This is a genomic window from Burkholderia pyrrocinia, assembly GCF_003330765.1.
Classification (GTDB): domain Bacteria; phylum Pseudomonadota; class Gammaproteobacteria; order Burkholderiales; family Burkholderiaceae; genus Burkholderia; species Burkholderia pyrrocinia_B.
Window position 1 is genome coordinate 1,204,376 of the sequence record NZ_CP024902.1, and the last position, 14,032, is coordinate 1,218,407.

At 65.4% G+C, this 14,032-nt stretch carries 15 protein-coding genes and 5 tRNA genes; 11 read left to right on the forward strand and 9 right to left on the reverse strand.

Going from position 1 to position 14,032, the window contains the following annotated elements:
* Positions 1 to 91: 91 nt before the first annotated feature.
* Positions 92 to 1,285, reverse strand: a complete 1,194-nt coding sequence (gene earP / locus CUJ89_RS05830) for an elongation factor P maturation arginine rhamnosyltransferase EarP (protein ID WP_114176518.1) — start codon at positions 1,283 to 1,285, stop codon at positions 92 to 94.
* Between the two features lie 76 nt (positions 1,286 to 1,361).
* Between earP and uvrC the strand changes: the two genes are divergently transcribed.
* The 6 genes from uvrC (at position 1,362) to CUJ89_RS05860 (ending at position 4,725) form a co-directional block, all read left to right on the forward strand.
* A complete protein-coding gene (uvrC, locus tag CUJ89_RS05835) occupies positions 1,362 to 3,395 on the forward strand; it encodes an excinuclease ABC subunit UvrC (RefSeq protein WP_114176519.1) in 2,034 nt (677 codons plus the stop codon).
* 96 nt (positions 3,396 to 3,491) lie between these two features.
* Positions 3,492 to 4,079, forward strand: a complete 588-nt coding sequence (gene pgsA, locus CUJ89_RS05840) for a CDP-diacylglycerol--glycerol-3-phosphate 3-phosphatidyltransferase (protein ID WP_114176520.1) — start codon at positions 3,492 to 3,494, stop codon at positions 4,077 to 4,079.
* Positions 4,080 to 4,218: 139 nt separating this feature from the next.
* Positions 4,219 to 4,294, forward strand: a tRNA-Gly gene (locus tag CUJ89_RS05845).
* A 52-nt stretch (positions 4,295 to 4,346) separates the two neighbouring features.
* Positions 4,347 to 4,422 (forward strand) — tRNA-Gly (locus CUJ89_RS05850).
* Between the two features lie 52 nt (positions 4,423 to 4,474).
* Positions 4,475 to 4,550 (forward strand) — tRNA-Gly (locus CUJ89_RS05855).
* A 101-nt stretch (positions 4,551 to 4,651) separates the two neighbouring features.
* Positions 4,652 to 4,725, forward strand: a tRNA-Cys gene (locus CUJ89_RS05860).
* Positions 4,726 to 5,730: 1,005 nt separating this feature from the next.
* Here the strand turns inward: CUJ89_RS05860 and CUJ89_RS38465 are convergent.
* Positions 5,731 to 5,955: a hypothetical protein gene (locus tag CUJ89_RS38465; protein ID WP_114176522.1), complete on the reverse strand. Its 225-nt coding sequence runs from the start codon at positions 5,953 to 5,955 to the stop codon at positions 5,731 to 5,733.
* A 527-nt stretch (positions 5,956 to 6,482) separates the two neighbouring features.
* The gene (locus tag CUJ89_RS05875) at positions 6,483 to 6,704 is read right to left on the reverse strand and encodes a hypothetical protein (protein ID WP_114178503.1); all 222 of its coding nucleotides are present in this window, start codon (positions 6,702 to 6,704) and stop codon (positions 6,483 to 6,485) included.
* Positions 6,705 to 6,796: 92 nt separating this feature from the next.
* Here CUJ89_RS05875 and CUJ89_RS37615 point away from each other — a divergent pair.
* Positions 6,797 to 6,919 (forward strand) — tRNA-Ser (locus tag CUJ89_RS37615).
* 91 nt (positions 6,920 to 7,010) lie between these two features.
* On the opposite strand, the gene CUJ89_RS05880 is transcribed toward CUJ89_RS37615, so the two are convergent.
* Both CUJ89_RS05880 and CUJ89_RS05885 read right to left on the reverse strand, forming a co-directional pair.
* Positions 7,011 to 7,559, reverse strand: coding sequence for a GNAT family N-acetyltransferase (locus tag CUJ89_RS05880; protein WP_114176523.1), 549 nt, complete (start codon positions 7,557 to 7,559; stop codon positions 7,011 to 7,013).
* Between the two features lie 46 nt (positions 7,560 to 7,605).
* Complete coding sequence (locus CUJ89_RS05885; protein WP_114176524.1) at positions 7,606 to 8,229, reverse strand: helix-turn-helix domain-containing protein; 624 nt, start codon at positions 8,227 to 8,229, stop codon at positions 7,606 to 7,608.
* A gap of 148 nt (positions 8,230 to 8,377) precedes the next feature.
* On the opposite strand from CUJ89_RS05885, the gene CUJ89_RS05890 reads away from it, so the two are divergent.
* Entirely contained in the window at positions 8,378 to 8,614 is a 237-nt protein-coding gene (locus tag CUJ89_RS05890) for a ParD-like family protein (RefSeq protein WP_114176525.1), read from the forward strand.
* Positions 8,614 to 9,420, forward strand: coding sequence for a type I methionyl aminopeptidase (gene map, locus CUJ89_RS05895; RefSeq protein ID WP_114176526.1), 807 nt, complete (start codon positions 8,614 to 8,616; stop codon positions 9,418 to 9,420). Before CUJ89_RS05890 ends, map begins: the two co-directional genes overlap by 1 nt.
* Before the next feature lie 136 nt (positions 9,421 to 9,556).
* On the opposite strand, the gene CUJ89_RS05900 is transcribed toward map, so the two are convergent.
* Both CUJ89_RS05900 and CUJ89_RS05905 read right to left on the reverse strand, forming a co-directional pair.
* Positions 9,557 to 10,060: a GAF domain-containing protein gene (locus CUJ89_RS05900; protein WP_114176527.1), complete on the reverse strand. Its 504-nt coding sequence runs from the start codon at positions 10,058 to 10,060 to the stop codon at positions 9,557 to 9,559.
* Between the two features lie 103 nt (positions 10,061 to 10,163).
* Positions 10,164 to 11,081 carry a LysR family transcriptional regulator gene (locus CUJ89_RS05905; RefSeq protein ID WP_114176528.1) on the reverse strand — a complete coding sequence of 306 codons (918 nt, stop codon included), beginning with the start codon at positions 11,079 to 11,081 and terminating at the stop codon, positions 10,164 to 10,166.
* 109 nt (positions 11,082 to 11,190) lie between these two features.
* On the opposite strand from CUJ89_RS05905, the gene CUJ89_RS05910 reads away from it, so the two are divergent.
* On the forward strand, positions 11,191 to 12,057 hold the full coding sequence (locus CUJ89_RS05910; protein ID WP_114176529.1) for a pirin family protein: 867 nt from the start codon (positions 11,191 to 11,193) through the stop codon (positions 12,055 to 12,057).
* Between the two features lie 126 nt (positions 12,058 to 12,183).
* Positions 12,184 to 12,675 carry a GNAT family N-acetyltransferase gene (locus CUJ89_RS05915; RefSeq protein ID WP_114176530.1) on the forward strand — a complete coding sequence of 164 codons (492 nt, stop codon included), beginning with the start codon at positions 12,184 to 12,186 and terminating at the stop codon, positions 12,673 to 12,675.
* Positions 12,676 to 12,697: 22 nt separating this feature from the next.
* Here CUJ89_RS05915 and CUJ89_RS05920 read toward each other — a convergent pair whose 3' ends face one another.
* Together CUJ89_RS05920 and CUJ89_RS05925 are read right to left on the reverse strand one after the other, a co-directional pair.
* Complete coding sequence (locus CUJ89_RS05920) at positions 12,698 to 13,567, reverse strand: cytochrome c oxidase assembly protein (RefSeq protein ID WP_114176531.1); 870 nt, start codon at positions 13,565 to 13,567, stop codon at positions 12,698 to 12,700.
* Between the two features lie 10 nt (positions 13,568 to 13,577).
* Positions 13,578 to 14,024 (reverse strand): copper chaperone PCu(A)C, encoded by a 447-nt coding sequence (locus tag CUJ89_RS05925; RefSeq protein WP_114176532.1) that lies wholly within the window; start codon positions 14,022 to 14,024, stop codon positions 13,578 to 13,580.
* Positions 14,025 to 14,032: the final 8 nt, after the last annotated feature.

The window sequence follows — 14,032 nt, forward strand, 5'->3', positions numbered from 1 at the left end:
CTGAGCGTTGCGCAACGGCTGACGACGCAAGCGGTGCGTTCCGGTGGACGCCAAAAGCGAGCGCTTGCCTGGTCAGCCGTCGGATAACCGCTTATTTTAACTGAGATTTTGCGTATTCGGCCAGCTTTCCGGCGAGATCGCCGACGGCCGCAAGCGCATCGGCCCAGCGGGCCGCGTTGGCGTCCAGTGCGGCATGGTGTTGCCAGAAATCGGCCCAGTCGGGCGTGCCGGCGCCGTTCCACGCATGCCAGAACCGCTCGAGCGCCACGCGCGGCGCATCGGCGAGGCCGGCCGACAGGTGCGCGAGCGCGGCGTCGAGCTTCGGCAGGTGCACATCGTCGGCCTGCGGGTAGATGTGCCACACGAACGGCTTGCGTGCCCACTGTGCGCGGACGAACGAATCCTCGCCGCGCACGAAATTGACGTCGGCAACCCACAGCAGCGGATCATAGTCGGCCTGGGGGACGAACGCGAGCCCGTGTGCGGCCAGGTTGCCGCTGCGCGCATACGCGCCCGTGTCGAACGACTCGACCCCGAAAAAGCGCGCAACGGCAGGCGACACGCGGCCGGCCGGCACGAGCGCGATGACCGGCGCCGGGCCATCGCGCCACTGCGCGAGCAGCGCGTCGACGGCCGGATTCTCGTACGCGAACAGGCTGACGACCGTCGTGCCGGGCGCCGGCGGCGCGCTGCCGGTCGTGCGCTGCCACCACGCGGCGCGCGCCGCCGAGTCGGTTTCGAAGGCCGTGCGGCGCGCATCGAGGTCGTGCTCCTTCGGCACGCCGCCCGTGCCGGCCGACAGGCCCGGGAAGAAGAACGTCTTCAGCAGCGGGTAGCGCGGATGCGGCGACGGCCGCAAATGGAAATCGGCGACCCAGTCCTCGGCGCTCAGGTATTCGAGGTTGATCCACACCGGGCGACGCGCGCGGCGCGCCATCGCCGCGAGATACGCACCGGGCAACTCGCACGCGAACGCCTCGATCACGACATCGGCGATCTCCAGCGCGTCGCCGGCTTCCGCATGCCAGTGCTCGATCACGATCGCGTCGACCGTCTGCCGCCCGGCGTCGGGATCGACCCCCGGCTGCAGGCGCGCGAACGTGCGCAGGTCGTCGACGAACAGGCGCACCTGCCAGCCGTGCTCGTGCGCGAGCTGGCGCGCGACGCGCCAGCACACGCCGATGTCGCCGAAATTGTCGATCACCGTGCAGAAGAGGTCGCAGGCGATCGGTTCGTCCGGCGCGAGCGGCGCGGCGGACAGGGGGGCAGCGGTAGTGCGTGGCATCGAAGCGGGCCGGTGAATGCTCTAAACTGGCGATTCTAATAGACCCGTTCCGCGTTACAAGGCGCCCGGATCACGCATGACATCCCCAGAAGCCTCCGATACCCCGTTCGAACCGAAGAAGATCCTTGCGCAGTTGCCGCACATGCCGGGCGTCTATCGCTATTACGACACGGCGGGCGCCGTTCTCTACGTCGGCAAGGCGCGCGACCTGAAGAAGCGCGTGTCGAGTTATTTCACGAAGACGCAGCTGTCGCCGCGCATCGCGATGATGGTCACGCGCATCGCGCACATCGAGACGACCGTCACGCGCTCGGAGGCCGAGGCGCTGCTGCTCGAGAACAACCTGATCAAGGCGCTCGCGCCGCGTTACAACATCCTGTTTCGCGACGACAAGTCGTATCCGTACCTGAAGCTCACCGCACACCGTTTTCCGCGGATGGCCTACTACCGCGGCTCGGTCGACAAGCAGAACCAGTATTTCGGGCCGTTCCCGAGCGCTTGGGCCGTGCGCGAGAGCATCCAGATCCTGCAGCGCGTGTTCCAGTTGCGTACCTGCGAGGATTCGGTCTTCAGCAACCGCACGCGGCCGTGCCTGCTGCACCAGATCGGACGTTGCACGGCGCCGTGCGTCGGCGCGATCTCCGCGGATGATTACGCGATCGACGTGTCGAACGCCGCGCGTTTCCTGCTCGGCCGGCAGTCCGAGGTGATGAAGGAGCTCGAGCAGAAGATGCACGCGTTCGCGGCCGAGCTGAAATTCGAGCAGGCGGCGGCCGTGCGCAACCAGATGAGTTCGCTCGCGACGGTGCTGCACCAGCAGGCGATCGAGGTCGGTGGCGACAGCGATGTCGACATCCTGGCCGTCGTCGCGCTGGGCGGGCGCGTGTGCGTGAATCTCGCGATGGTGCGCGGCGGCCGGCATCTCGGCGACAAGGCGTATTTCCCGACTCACGTCGAAAGCGCGCTGACGCTCGCCGAGGGCGGCATCGGCGACGAGTCCGGGTTGGCGGAGGCGGCCGACGCGACCGCCGGCGTGGTGCCCGACCAGTCTGCGGAAGAAGCCGTCAGCGCGCGCGGCGACGCGCTCGCGTCGGTTGAGGCCGAGGTGCTCGACGCGTTCATCTCGCAGCACTATCTCGGCAACCGCGTGCCGCCCGTGCTCGTCGTGAGCCACGCGCCCGCGAGCCGCGACCTGCTCGAGCTGCTGTCCGAGCAGGCCGGCCACAAGGTGTCGCTGGTACGGCAGCCGCAGGGGCAGCGGCGCGCATGGCTGTCGATGGCCGAGCAGAACGCGCGGCTCGCGCTCGCGCGGCTGCTGTCCGAGCAGGGCTCGCAGCAGGCGCGCACGCGCGCGCTCGCGGAGACGCTCAGCTACGAATGCGACGATCTCGCGATGCTGCGGATCGAATGCTTCGACATCAGCCATACGATGGGCGAGGCGACGCAGGCGTCGTGCGTCGTCTATCACCATCACAAGATGCAGTCGGGCGAGTACCGCCGCTACAACATCACGGGCATCACGCCGGGCGACGATTACGCGGCGATGCGGCAGGTGCTCACGCGCCGCTACGAGAAGATGGTCGAGCAGGCCGCGCAGGCCGCCGCCGCCGACGATGCGGCCGGCATCGACGGCGAGTCGACGCGCCAGGCCGAGGCGTCGAGCCTGCTGCCGAACATCGTGCTGATCGACGGCGGCAAGGGTCAGGTCGAAATCGCGCGCCAGGTGTTCACCGAGCTCGGCCTCGACACGTCGATGCTGGTCGGTGTCGCGAAAGGCGAGGGGCGCAAGGTCGGCCTCGAGACGCTCGTGTTCGCGGATGGCCGTACGCCGCTCGAACTCGGCAAGGAGAGCGCCGCGCTGATGCTCGTCGCGCAGATTCGCGACGAGGCGCACCGCTTCGCGATCACCGGCATGCGCGCGAAGCGGGCGAAGGCGCGCCAGACGTCGCGGCTCGAGGAGCTCGAAGGGGTTGGCGCGAAGCGCCGGCAGCGGTTGCTCGCGCGGTTCGGCGGGTTGCGCGGCGTCGTTGCCGCGAGCGTCGAGGAACTCGCGAGCGTCGAGGGCATCTCGCACGCGCTCGCCGAGCAGATCTACAAGCAGCTTCATTGACGTGCCCGTGCGGCCGAGCCTTGCCCGCGTTTTCGCGTTCTTGTGGCAGGCCGGTCGACACGGCACAATTGCGAATCCTTTACTGTCGCGGATGCCATGCCGTTCAATTTTCCGATTTTCCTGACGTGGGTGCGGATCGTGCTGATTCCGCTCGTCGTCGGCGTGTTCTATCTGCCGGACACGGTGATGGGCGGCGCACACCGCAATCTCGCGGCGGCGGCGATCTTCATCCTCGCCGCGCTGACCGACTGGTTCGACGGGTTTCTCGCACGCAAGTGGAACCAGACGTCGTCGTTCGGCGCATTTCTCGATCCTGTGGCCGACAAGCTGATGGTGACGGCCGCGCTGCTGATCCTTGTGCAGATTTCGCGGGTCGACGCGGCGATCGCGCTCGTGATCGTCGGCCGCGAGATCGCGATTTCGGCGCTGCGTGAGTGGATGGCGCAGATCGGCGCGTCGAAGAGCGTCGCGGTGAACCAGCTCGGCAAGTTCAAGACCGCGTGCCAGATGGTTGCGATCCCGATGCTGTTGTACTACGGGCCGCTGCCGCTCGGCGTTGCGACGATCGACACGCGCGTGTGGGGCGAGTGGCTGATGTATCTCGCAGCGGTGCTGACGATCTGGTCGATGCTGTACTACATGAAGCTTGCGTGGCCGCAGATTCGCGAGCGCGGTGGCGCGTGACTTGCGCCACGCGTTCGTTGGCGCGGGTTTTTGGAAAAAGGGCTGGAAAAGCCCTTGACATACGAATGTGCCTTGGACATAATCTCGCTTCTCCGCTGCACGGCGAAGTAGGTGCGACGGGGAAGCAGTAGCGCAACATGCGGGAGTAGCTCAGTTGGTAGAGCGCAACCTTGCCAAGGTTGAGGTCGCGAGTTCGAGACTCGTCTCCCGCTCCAGATTTTTCTGACAGCGTGTTGGTCGGCAAAGCGCTGCAGGTGCAGGACAAATGCGGGAGTAGCTCAGTTGGTAGAGCGCAACCTTGCCAAGGTTGAGGTCGCGAGTTCGAGACTCGTCTCCCGCTCCAGGATTTTCCTGGCAGCGTGTTGGTCGGCAAGGCGCTGCACATGCAGGACAATGCGGGAGTAGCTCAGTTGGTAGAGCGCAACCTTGCCAAGGTTGAGGTCGCGAGTTCGAGACTCGTCTCCCGCTCCAAGTAATGGGGAAGCCACGCTTCCCTTTTTATTTGATGGACTTACAGTCCTCGAATAAAAAATCTGTCGCTTGCCTTCCCGGCATCCGGACAGTCCGCTTTTGGCGCGATAGCAAAGCGGTTATGCAGCGGCCTGCAAAGCCGTTTAGGCCGGTTCGACTCCGGCTCGCGCCTCCAGGTAGGAAGAGAAAAGCCCCGCTTCGGCGGGGCTTTTCTTTTTCCGTCTCAGGTCAATGATGCGGCGCAGCCCGTTCGATTGTTCTAACCGATGATGGAGGCGCGAGCGACCGCGCCTCCATCGCCATGACTGATCAATGCACTTGAAAGTAGATCTGGCTCAACCCGAATGAGTGTGAAATCAAATTCTCGGATCTGCGTGGCAGATTCCTATCTTCGGGAACTCTGATCCTGGATTCGATCAAGGCGAGCGAAAAGCTCATTCACTTGGTGCTCGAGTACCTTATTTCGCTCAAATCGTGTCCGGAGTTTGGCGAGCTTGACTCGCCAATAGGCTGGATCGCTCACGGAAGATCGGTTGGTGAAAATTTCTTGGGTTTGCTCAAGCAGTCCAATCGCTCCGCGGATATGAGCCAATTCGCGCTCCACTTCGCAGTACCAGCTCATGTTTTCCGCCTTCCGGTTAGGGTTTGAAATTCTGGTTCACTGCGCCGCGAGAGCCCTTGGTTTCGCTTAAAAGCCGGCGTACGCGTCAATTTCGAGCAATGTTGTCGTCAGACCCTCGCAAGCAAATCCAGACCGCTGCGTTGGAGCGGGCGTTGTGGTTATGCGGGCAGCCATTCCGTGCCGGTACGTCAGCCAAATTGACGGACAAATTCCGGTGCCGTGATAGAGAGGCATGCTCGTGATGAACTCCATGCACTCGTTGCGAAGAACCGCAAGGACGAACACTTCCTGCCCGTATCGTCGATGCGGGCGGGATGAAGAGGAGAGACGACGCGTGCGAGAGGGTAGGCGCGACGCAGGAGGGGGCGGATGGAGGGGGCAGTCAAGCCGCTAGCATGCGCTCGGACAAATTCATCATACGCGCTCTACCATTACGCGCTTATCTTATTTCTGGTCACCGCGAGGCGCAGCCCAATGTGCGGCCGGTAGGGCTGACGCCGGGTGTTGATGTGCCGGACGAAGAGCGTGTGCTGTCAATTCGTCGGCACGGTCTGGTACTCAGCCCCGCGCGTTGATCCAGTCTCGCGCCCAGCCGGCGGAGTGGCGTAGCGCAGCGTCTTCGCTGCTGAAGTAATCGAGCGAGTAAAACTCGTACAGCATCGGCTCGGTATGGCGGCCACTGCTGCGGAGCGTCAGGTTGGACGAGAAGCTACCGTCAGGAAGGCGGTGGGCGGAGGGTGCGACTGCATAGCCGCAATAATGTCGAATAATAGGTGCTTGCATGTTGATGCGACGACTCGACGAACATGGATGGTAATAACATGAATGTCACCGGTGGTCGATATATACGCAGGAGTCCTGCTGTTAAGGCGAGGGCCATTGCTAACCGTGTGGTTTGGCCCGTGAAAATTGACGAACGCCAAGGGTGCTTGACGCTAAACCCATGGCGCGCCGTCGGCAACGCGTGTCTTCGTCAGACATTCGGAATACGGCTGAAAACCAAGCTGTTCAGGTAGCCTGACGATCCCTCATCGGACGCGCACCTGAATCAGAGCAGTTTGATGTCGGCACGCCTGGTGCCCTATCGTCCCAATCTCTGTTTCGAAGCTGACACGCGGAATGCGTGCGACGTTGCGCGTCGCCTGACGGGACACGGAAAAAGGGTCAAGGAGGGAGAGGACAACGAATACCGCGGCGGGGCGGTCAGTGACGAGCAGCAATCGCGCTTCTTGAATATTTCTTCGGCAGACATTACGTGGTGCCGCTTCTGTTGTCAAGCGATTTTTGTGCGCTGCAGCAGCCGAAGTGGCTTAAGACTCGAATTCGCGAAGCAACCGTTGCGCGAGGATCTTGGCGTCTTCGAGCGCGAGATCGAACTGCTCCCGATCGGAATGGGTCTGGTAAGGGGGATCATCGTTAGGTCCCTCATTGGTGCGGCGCAGATACACATAGCCTCGGTATAAACCACGCGCGGATTCCATCACGCGAATGCGTGCGAAGTGTGTTTTGGTACTGAATGTCACATCGTCCATGATGGCTTTTCGCGCGTGTCTAATCATCCTAGCACTCCGGGTGAAATCAACCGGACGCAGTTGAATTCGGACGGATGGCCGCGAAGCCGGTCGGGACGATCCAGCGACATCAGCGGTCAAATCGGGTAGTCGTCGGCCATGGATGATTGATTTCCCATAAGGTCTGACGGCCTGCAAAGCCGTTTTGGCCGGTTCGACTCCGGCTCGCGCCTCCAGAAAAAGCCCCGCTTCGGCGGGACAGTTCTTTCTTCTGCGCTGCTTCTGCGTTGTTTCGCAACCGTCGCGCATGCGACGGCGTGCAGGCGATCAGCCATCCACCGGCTGCGCCGGCGTCTCGAGCTTCAACTGATAAAACGCCGCATCGAGCCAGCGGCCGAACTTGAATCCCGCCTCCGTGACCGTGCCCGAGTGCACGAACCCGAGCCGCGCATGCAGCGCGACGCTTCCGCCGTTGGTCGCATCGATGCAGCCGACCAGCACGTGCACGTCGGCTTCCCGCGCGCGCCGGATCAATTCGCGGAGCAGCAGTTCGCCGAGCCCGCGGCCGCGATGGTCGCGATGCACGTAGACGCTGTGTTCCACCGTGTACTTGAACGCCGGGAACGCGCGGAACGTGCCCCAGCTCGCGAAGCCGAGCAGCGTACCCGACGCGTCCACCGCGCCGACGATCGGGAAACCGCTGGCGCGCTTCGTCGCGAACCATGTGACCATCGCTTCCGGCGGGCGCGGCCGGTAGTCGTACAGCGCGGTCGAATTCACGATCGCGTCGTTCAGGATTTCGAGGATGGCCGCTGCATGCTCGGCCTCGCTGCAATCGATCAGGCGCACGTCGTCGCGCTGTTTCGGGGAATTCATACGGGCTCCTGTGGGTTTTGAACGGATCGCGCATACGACGCGCGCATCACGCGCTCCGCGCGCCGACGGCGGCGGACGCATCGCAGATCACGACGACATAGCGCGCGGCGTGCGGCGACGGATTGCTGAAGATCAGCGGCTGATCGAGCCGCATGGCCAGGCAGTCGCCCTCGCGAAGTTCGTGAAGCTCGTCGCCGAACGTGACGTCGACACGGCCGCTGACGATCCACACTTGCTGATGCAGCGCGCTTTCGCGCCCGCCGCTGTCGTACGCGACGTGCGCACCGGGCGGGAAATCGACCTCGACGAGCTGGAGCGGCGACGGCCAGCCGGGCGGGGAGAGATTGCGCCGCACATAGCCGGACGCCGGATCGCGCCATTCGGCCTGTTGCGCGCGCCGTGCCAGCGGTTGCGCGGGCGTGTCGTCGCGATCGCCGCCGAACAGCCCGGCCAGCGACACGCCGAGACCGGCCGCGAGCTTGTCGAGCACGACAGCCGTCGGGCTGGCCGACGCGCGTTCGATGAGCGAGATCATCGAACGGCTGACGCCGGAACGCGCGGCCAGCGCATCGAGCGTGTAGCCTCGCTGGGTGCGCAGGTCGCGCACGCGCCGGGCAATGCGCTCGTTGATGCCCGTGTCGTCGGCAGCGGTGGTCACTGGTTCTTTCATGATGGATTTATTTTCCAACAAACTGGAATTCGATGTCAACGGCATTTGCAGCGGTTGGCTAAGGGTTCGACGGGATCCGAACGGCTTGCCGGGTAGCCGCGCGCAACGTAATATACGAATCAACTACGTTTCGTTTAATTGGGGATATATGGGCATCATCAAGATTTCCGAGCACATGCACGAGCGGCTGCGCTCGACCAGCACGGCGCTGAGCCGTTCGATCAACGCGCAGGCCGAACACTGGCTGCGCGTCGGGATGCTGGCGGAACTCAATCCGGCGCTGTCCTACGGCGACATTTGCCGGATGTTGATCGAGGCCGAAGCACGGGGCGGCGATGCGGGGCCGGCGGAACCGGTCGCACACGGCATCGAGCAGGTGGCGTAATGGCGAAGCGTGAAATCCCGATCCGCGGCAATGCAGAAATCGCCAAGTCACGCGAGGCCGCCAAGCTCGCGTCGCAGGTGCTGACGATGATCACCGAGCATGTGAAGCCGGGCGTCTCCACCGACGAACTGGATGCGCGCTGCCGCGAATACATCGTCGACGTGCTCGGCGCGATACCGGCGAACATCGGCTACCACGGCTATCCGAAGACCCTGTGCACGTCGGTCAACCACGTGGTCTGTCACGGCATTCCGACGCCGCGGCCGATGCGCGACGGCGACATCGTGAACCTCGACATCGCGGTGATCAAGGACGGCTGGTACGGCGATACGAGCCGCATGTATTTCGTCGGCGAACCGGGCGAGCTCGCGCGGCGCCTCGTCGCGGCGACCTATGAGGCGATGCACGCGGGCATCCGCGCGGTTCGTCCGGGCGCGACGCTGGGCGACGTCGGCTATGCGATCCAGCAGGTCGCGCATCGCGAAGGATTCAGCGTGGTTCGCGAGTACTGCGGGCACGGCATCGGCGATGTCTATCACGACGAGCCGCAGGTGCTTCACTACGGCCGCCCGGGTACCGGCGTGCCGCTCCGGCCGGGGATGATCTTCACGATCGAGCCGATGCTCAACGCCGGCAAGCGCGACACGCGCGTGCTGGCGGACGGCTGGACGGTCGTCACGAAGGACCATTCGCTGTCGGCGCAATGGGAGCACATGGTCGTGGTGACGGAAACGGGTTTCGAGGTGCTGACCGAGGACGCGAAGCCGCAGGCGTTCGCGGCGCTTTCCGGTACGCACGTCGCCTGACGCCTGCCGTACGCCGCACACGGCGGCGCAACGGCGCAATTGATCGGGCCCCGTCGCGGGGCCCGTTTCGTTCGAGGTCGCGCGGCGCGATTCACGCGCGATCGCGGCGACCGGCGATGTGACGCTTGACCGCGGCTTAGCCGCGCACCTTCTGCCATGCGTGTTCGACGAACACGCGGCACAGCGCTTCCATGCCTTGGCGGTCTTCGTCGTCGAAGCGCGCGGCGATCGGGCTGTCGACGTCCCACACGCCGATCAGCGTGCCGTCGCCGGCCACCAGCGGCACGACGATTTCCGATTCCGATGCCGCATCGCACGCGATATGGCCGGGGAAGTCATGCACGTCGCGCACGACCTGCGTCTCGCGCGTCTGCGCGGCCGTGCCGCACACGCCCTTGCCGAGCGCGATTCGCACGCATGCGGGCTTGCCCTGGAACGGCCCGACCACGAGTTCCGACCCGTCGAAGAAGTAGAAGCCGGCCCAGTTGAGACGGTCGAGCGAGTGGTAGACGAGCGCGGCGAAGTTCGCCGCGTTCGCGATCAGGTCGCGTTCGGACTCGACGAGCGCGCGCGCCTGCTCGACGAGCGTCGCGTATTGATCGGCCTTGGCGGCGTTGGGGTCGTTGGACAGCGTGAACATGGCGGGAAAGCGATAGGAGTTGTGAAAACGCGCGAGGCGCGTACCGCAGTCTACGGCACGCACGCGCAGTCTGCAGCGCCCGGTTGCGCGTGACGCGGCGCGCTCAATCGGGCTCGAGTCCGGCAAACCGCTCGGCAAGAAAATCGAGCAGCGCCCGCACCGCGGGCAGCAGCCCTCGGCGCGATGCGAACACCGCGTGCACGATCTCGCGGCGCGGCGCCCAGTCCGGCAGTACGGTCGCCAGTGCGCCGCGCGCCACTTCGTCGCACACCATCATCGTCGGCAACTGCACGACGCCGACGCCCGCGACCGCCGCCGCGCGCAGCGCGAGCATGCCGCCCGTCACGAAGCGCGGCTGGTGATGGATTTCCGCGTGAGCGCCGTCGGGCCCGCGCAGCCGCCACACGTGCGTGGATTGCGGTATGCCGTGATCGAGGCTCGGCAGGCGCGCGAGATCGGCGGGAACGGCCGGCACGCCATGCTCGCGCAGCAGCGCGGGGCTCGCGACGAGGCATTGGCCGCGCTCGGCCAGCACGCGCAGCGCGAGATCGCTGTCTTCGAGCGGCGGCGGGCGCACGCGGATCGCGACGTCGATCCCTTCGCCGACCACGTCGACGCGCCGGTTGGTCGCTTCCAGATGAATCTCGACGCGCGGGCACGCGGCCATGAACGCGGCAATCATCGTACCGACCAGCGAATCGAGCAGCACGATCGGACAACTGACGCGCACGATGCCGCGCGGCTCCTCGTGCAGCAGCGCGATCGCCTCGTCGGCCGCATCGGCCTCGACGAGCATCGCGCGGCAATGCGCGTAATAGGTCTGGCCGACGTCGGTGACCGTGAAGCGGCGCGTCGAGCGCTGGATCAGCCGCATCCCGAGCCGCGCCTCGAGCAGCGCGATGCGGCGGCTCAGCTTCGATTTCGGCAGGTCCAGCGCGCGCCCGGCCGGCGCGAAGCCGCCGTGTTCGACGACCTGCACGAAGTAGTAGAGATCGTTCAGATCCCGCGCTTTATCGTTCATGAAATGGAACGCTGAGTGCGATTTTGGCAGTCTACCGGATCGATCGTTCCACCTCTATATTCCTGTTCAGGATGCGAAACACGTGTTTCGCCGCAATTTGGAGAGGGCAATGAAGAAGATCCAGGGTGTGTACAGTGCGCCGCGCGGCCATTGGGTCGGCGACGGTTTCCCGGTGCGTTCGATGTTCAGCTACCAGTCTCATGGCACGCACCTGAGCCCGTTCCTGCTGCTCGATTACGCCGGCCCCGCATCGTTCGAGCCGGCTTCGGCGCCGCGTGGTGTCGGCCAGCATCCGCACCGCGGGTTCGAAACGGTGACGATCGTCTATGACGGCGAGGTCGCGCACCGCGATTCGACCGGCTCGGGCGGCGTGATCGGCCCGGGCGATGTGCAGTGGATGACGGCCGCGAGCGGGATCCTGCATGAGGAATTCCACTCGGAGGCGTTCACGAAGCGGGGCGGCCCGCTCGAGATGGTGCAGCTGTGGGTGAACTTGCCTGCCGCGGACAAGATGGGCGCGCCCGGCTACCAGACATTGTTGAACGCGGACATCCCCGTGGTCGAGCTGCCGGACGGCGCGGGGCGTGCGCGGATCATCGCGGGCGAACTCGACGGGCGGCGCGGCCCGGCCCGCACGCACACGCCGATCGACGTGTGGGATGTGCGGCTCGTGGCCGGTGGCCATGCGCGGTTCCCGATCGCCGAAGGGCGCACGCTCGCGGTGGTCGTGTTGAGCGGCACCGTGCAGGTGAACGGCGAGACGGTCGCCCGCGAAGCGCAGTTCGTGCAACTGGGCCGCGATGGCCGCGACGTCGAGATCGAAGCGAACGGCGACGCGAAGCTGCTGATCCTGAGCGGCGAGCCGATCGACGAACCCGTCGTCGGTTACGGGCCGTTCGTGATGAACTCGCAAGCGGAGATCCGTACCGCGATCGAGGATTTCAACAGCGGCCGCTTCGGCCAGATGCCGGCATGACGGACAGGCCCCGCGCAATGCGGGGCCTTTTTTTGCGCGCGGGCGGCCGGCCGCGTGCCGCGCGCGCTTCGAGGCATAATCAACGGTTGCCGCGCGCCGGCCGGCGCGCCCGAATCAGGACCGTACATGAACGCATCCGCACCCGCCGCATCCCCGAGCGCCGCCGATCTCGACTGGCGCTGGAAATCCTTCGACGCGCTGACGGCGCGCGAAATCTATTCGATCCTCGAAGCGCGCAGCGCCGTGTTCGTCGTCGAGCAGAACTGCGTATATCGCGACATCGACGACGCGGACCAGGCTGCGTGGCATCTGGCCGCGTTCGATCCGGCCGGCCGCGTGGCCGGCTATCTGCGCGTGCTGCTGCCCGATGCGCAGAACACCGACGTCCGCATTGGCCGCGTGCTGACGACCGCCGCGTTTCGCGGTGCGGGCCTCGGCAACGGGCTGCTGTCGCGCGCGCTCGAGCATATCCGCGCGCAGTGGCCGGAAACGCCCGTGAGCCTGCATGCGCAGGCCCACTTGCAGCGTTTTTACGGGGCATTCGGCTTTACGCCGAGTTCGGACGTGCACGACGAGGACGGCATCCCGCACGTGTGGATGAGCAGCGCGCGCGCGTGATGCGCCACACGCCGCGCAGCAGTCAGTGCGCGGCGTGCGTCACCGACGGCTTGTCCGCGCGCTGCACGGCCCGTTCGTCGATCAGGCGCCCGCGCGCGGACAGCCGCAGCCAGTGACGCAGCGCGATCAGCGCACCGATCACGCTCATCATCGAGCCCGGAATCCACAGCAGCAGGCCGCCGATCTGCTGATCGCGCAGCGGGCTCAGCCACGTGAACGCGCGGCCGCAGATCGAGTAGATCGGATACAGCTCGTGCGGCGTGAAGAAGATCAGCGCGCCGAGCGCGATCTGCGGCGGGATCGCCGCGATGACGATCAGGATCCGGCGGCCCGGCGACAGCCGTGCGGGCGGCGCGGGACGCGGATCGACCACGAGCCACCAGAACAGCAGCCCGTCGATCACCATGCTCCAGTTCATCACGCGATAGAGACGCCAGTCGAGCATCGCGATGAAATGGATCGGCGACAGCAGCCAGAAATAGATCAGGCCGACGAACAGCACGACCGCGACGACGGGATGGAACACCACGTCGAGCGTCGCGCGCACGGGCGCCCACGCGAGCGCGGGACGCACGAAGCGCTGCCGCCAGCTGAACGGAATGCCCGCGCGGATCGCCGCGCCCGGATAGGACAGCGCGATGAAGAACGGCCCGAGGTGGTGCAGCACGAGGTGCTGCGCCCGGTGCATGAAGAACTCGTGCTCGAAGAAGTAGTCGAGCCGCGTATGCAGCGCGATGTAGAGCGCCGTCAGCCCGAACCAGAACGAGAACTGCCGCAGCGGCGACACCTTCGCCTTCTTCACGCCGCGCGCGAACAGCACGGCAGCCGTCAGCACCGCGATGACGACGGTCGGCGACGGTTCCCACGGATCGAGCCAGTACAGGAGGTTCATCGCGCGCGTATCACTTCGCCTGGGCCGGCGACTTCACGGCGAACGGCGCATCGACCGTCTCGCCGTCGGAGAATTTCAGGCGCAGGTGCACGGTGTCGCCGGGCTTGATCGCGTGCTTCGGCTCCTCGAGCATGAAGTGGTAGCCGCCCGGCGCGATGTCGACCTTGCCGCGCGCGGGGATCGTCAGCTTGTCGACCATTTCCATCTTCTGCGTCGAGCCGTTCGAGACGGTCTGGTGCAGCATCGCCATCCCGTAGTCGGGGCTGTCGACGTCGACGAGATCGACCGGCTTGTCGCCCGTGTTCACGAGCGTCACGTAGCCGCCCGCGGGCAGTTTGTTCGGCAGCCAGCGCACCCACGCGTTCTGCGCGGTGATCGCGCCGGCGGCATACGCGTGGGTGCCGGCGCACAGCGCGGCGAGGAGGGCGAACGTCTTGAGTGTCGTCTTCGTCTTCATGGCGGAAT

Bases quoted from the DNA above. Each gene is read 5' to 3' on its own strand.
- earP (WP_114176518.1), bottom strand. From the start codon at position 1,285: ATGCCACGCACTACCGCTGCCCCCCTGTCCGCCGCGCCGCTCGCGCCG.
- uvrC (WP_114176519.1), top strand. From the start codon at position 1,362: ATGACATCCCCAGAAGCCTCCGATACCCCGTTCGAACCGAAGAAGATC.
- pgsA (WP_114176520.1), top strand. From the start codon at position 3,492: ATGCCGTTCAATTTTCCGATTTTCCTGACGTGGGTGCGGATCGTGCTG.
- CUJ89_RS38465 (WP_114176522.1), bottom strand. From the start codon at position 5,955: ATGCAAGCACCTATTATTCGACATTATTGCGGCTATGCAGTCGCACCC.
- CUJ89_RS05875 (WP_114178503.1), bottom strand. From the start codon at position 6,704: ATGGACGATGTGACATTCAGTACCAAAACACACTTCGCACGCATTCGC.
- CUJ89_RS05880 (WP_114176523.1), bottom strand. From the start codon at position 7,559: ATGAATTCCCCGAAACAGCGCGACGACGTGCGCCTGATCGATTGCAGC.
- CUJ89_RS05885 (WP_114176524.1), bottom strand. From the start codon at position 8,229: ATGAAAGAACCAGTGACCACCGCTGCCGACGACACGGGCATCAACGAG.
- CUJ89_RS05890 (WP_114176525.1), top strand. From the start codon at position 8,378: ATGGGCATCATCAAGATTTCCGAGCACATGCACGAGCGGCTGCGCTCG.
- map (WP_114176526.1), top strand. From the start codon at position 8,614: ATGGCGAAGCGTGAAATCCCGATCCGCGGCAATGCAGAAATCGCCAAG.
- CUJ89_RS05900 (WP_114176527.1), bottom strand. From the start codon at position 10,060: ATGTTCACGCTGTCCAACGACCCCAACGCCGCCAAGGCCGATCAATAC.
- CUJ89_RS05905 (WP_114176528.1), bottom strand. From the start codon at position 11,081: ATGAACGATAAAGCGCGGGATCTGAACGATCTCTACTACTTCGTGCAG.
- CUJ89_RS05910 (WP_114176529.1), top strand. From the start codon at position 11,191: ATGAAGAAGATCCAGGGTGTGTACAGTGCGCCGCGCGGCCATTGGGTC.
- CUJ89_RS05915 (WP_114176530.1), top strand. From the start codon at position 12,184: ATGAACGCATCCGCACCCGCCGCATCCCCGAGCGCCGCCGATCTCGAC.
- CUJ89_RS05920 (WP_114176531.1), bottom strand. From the start codon at position 13,567: ATGAACCTCCTGTACTGGCTCGATCCGTGGGAACCGTCGCCGACCGTC.
- CUJ89_RS05925 (WP_114176532.1), bottom strand. From the start codon at position 14,024: ATGAAGACGAAGACGACACTCAAGACGTTCGCCCTCCTCGCCGCGCTG.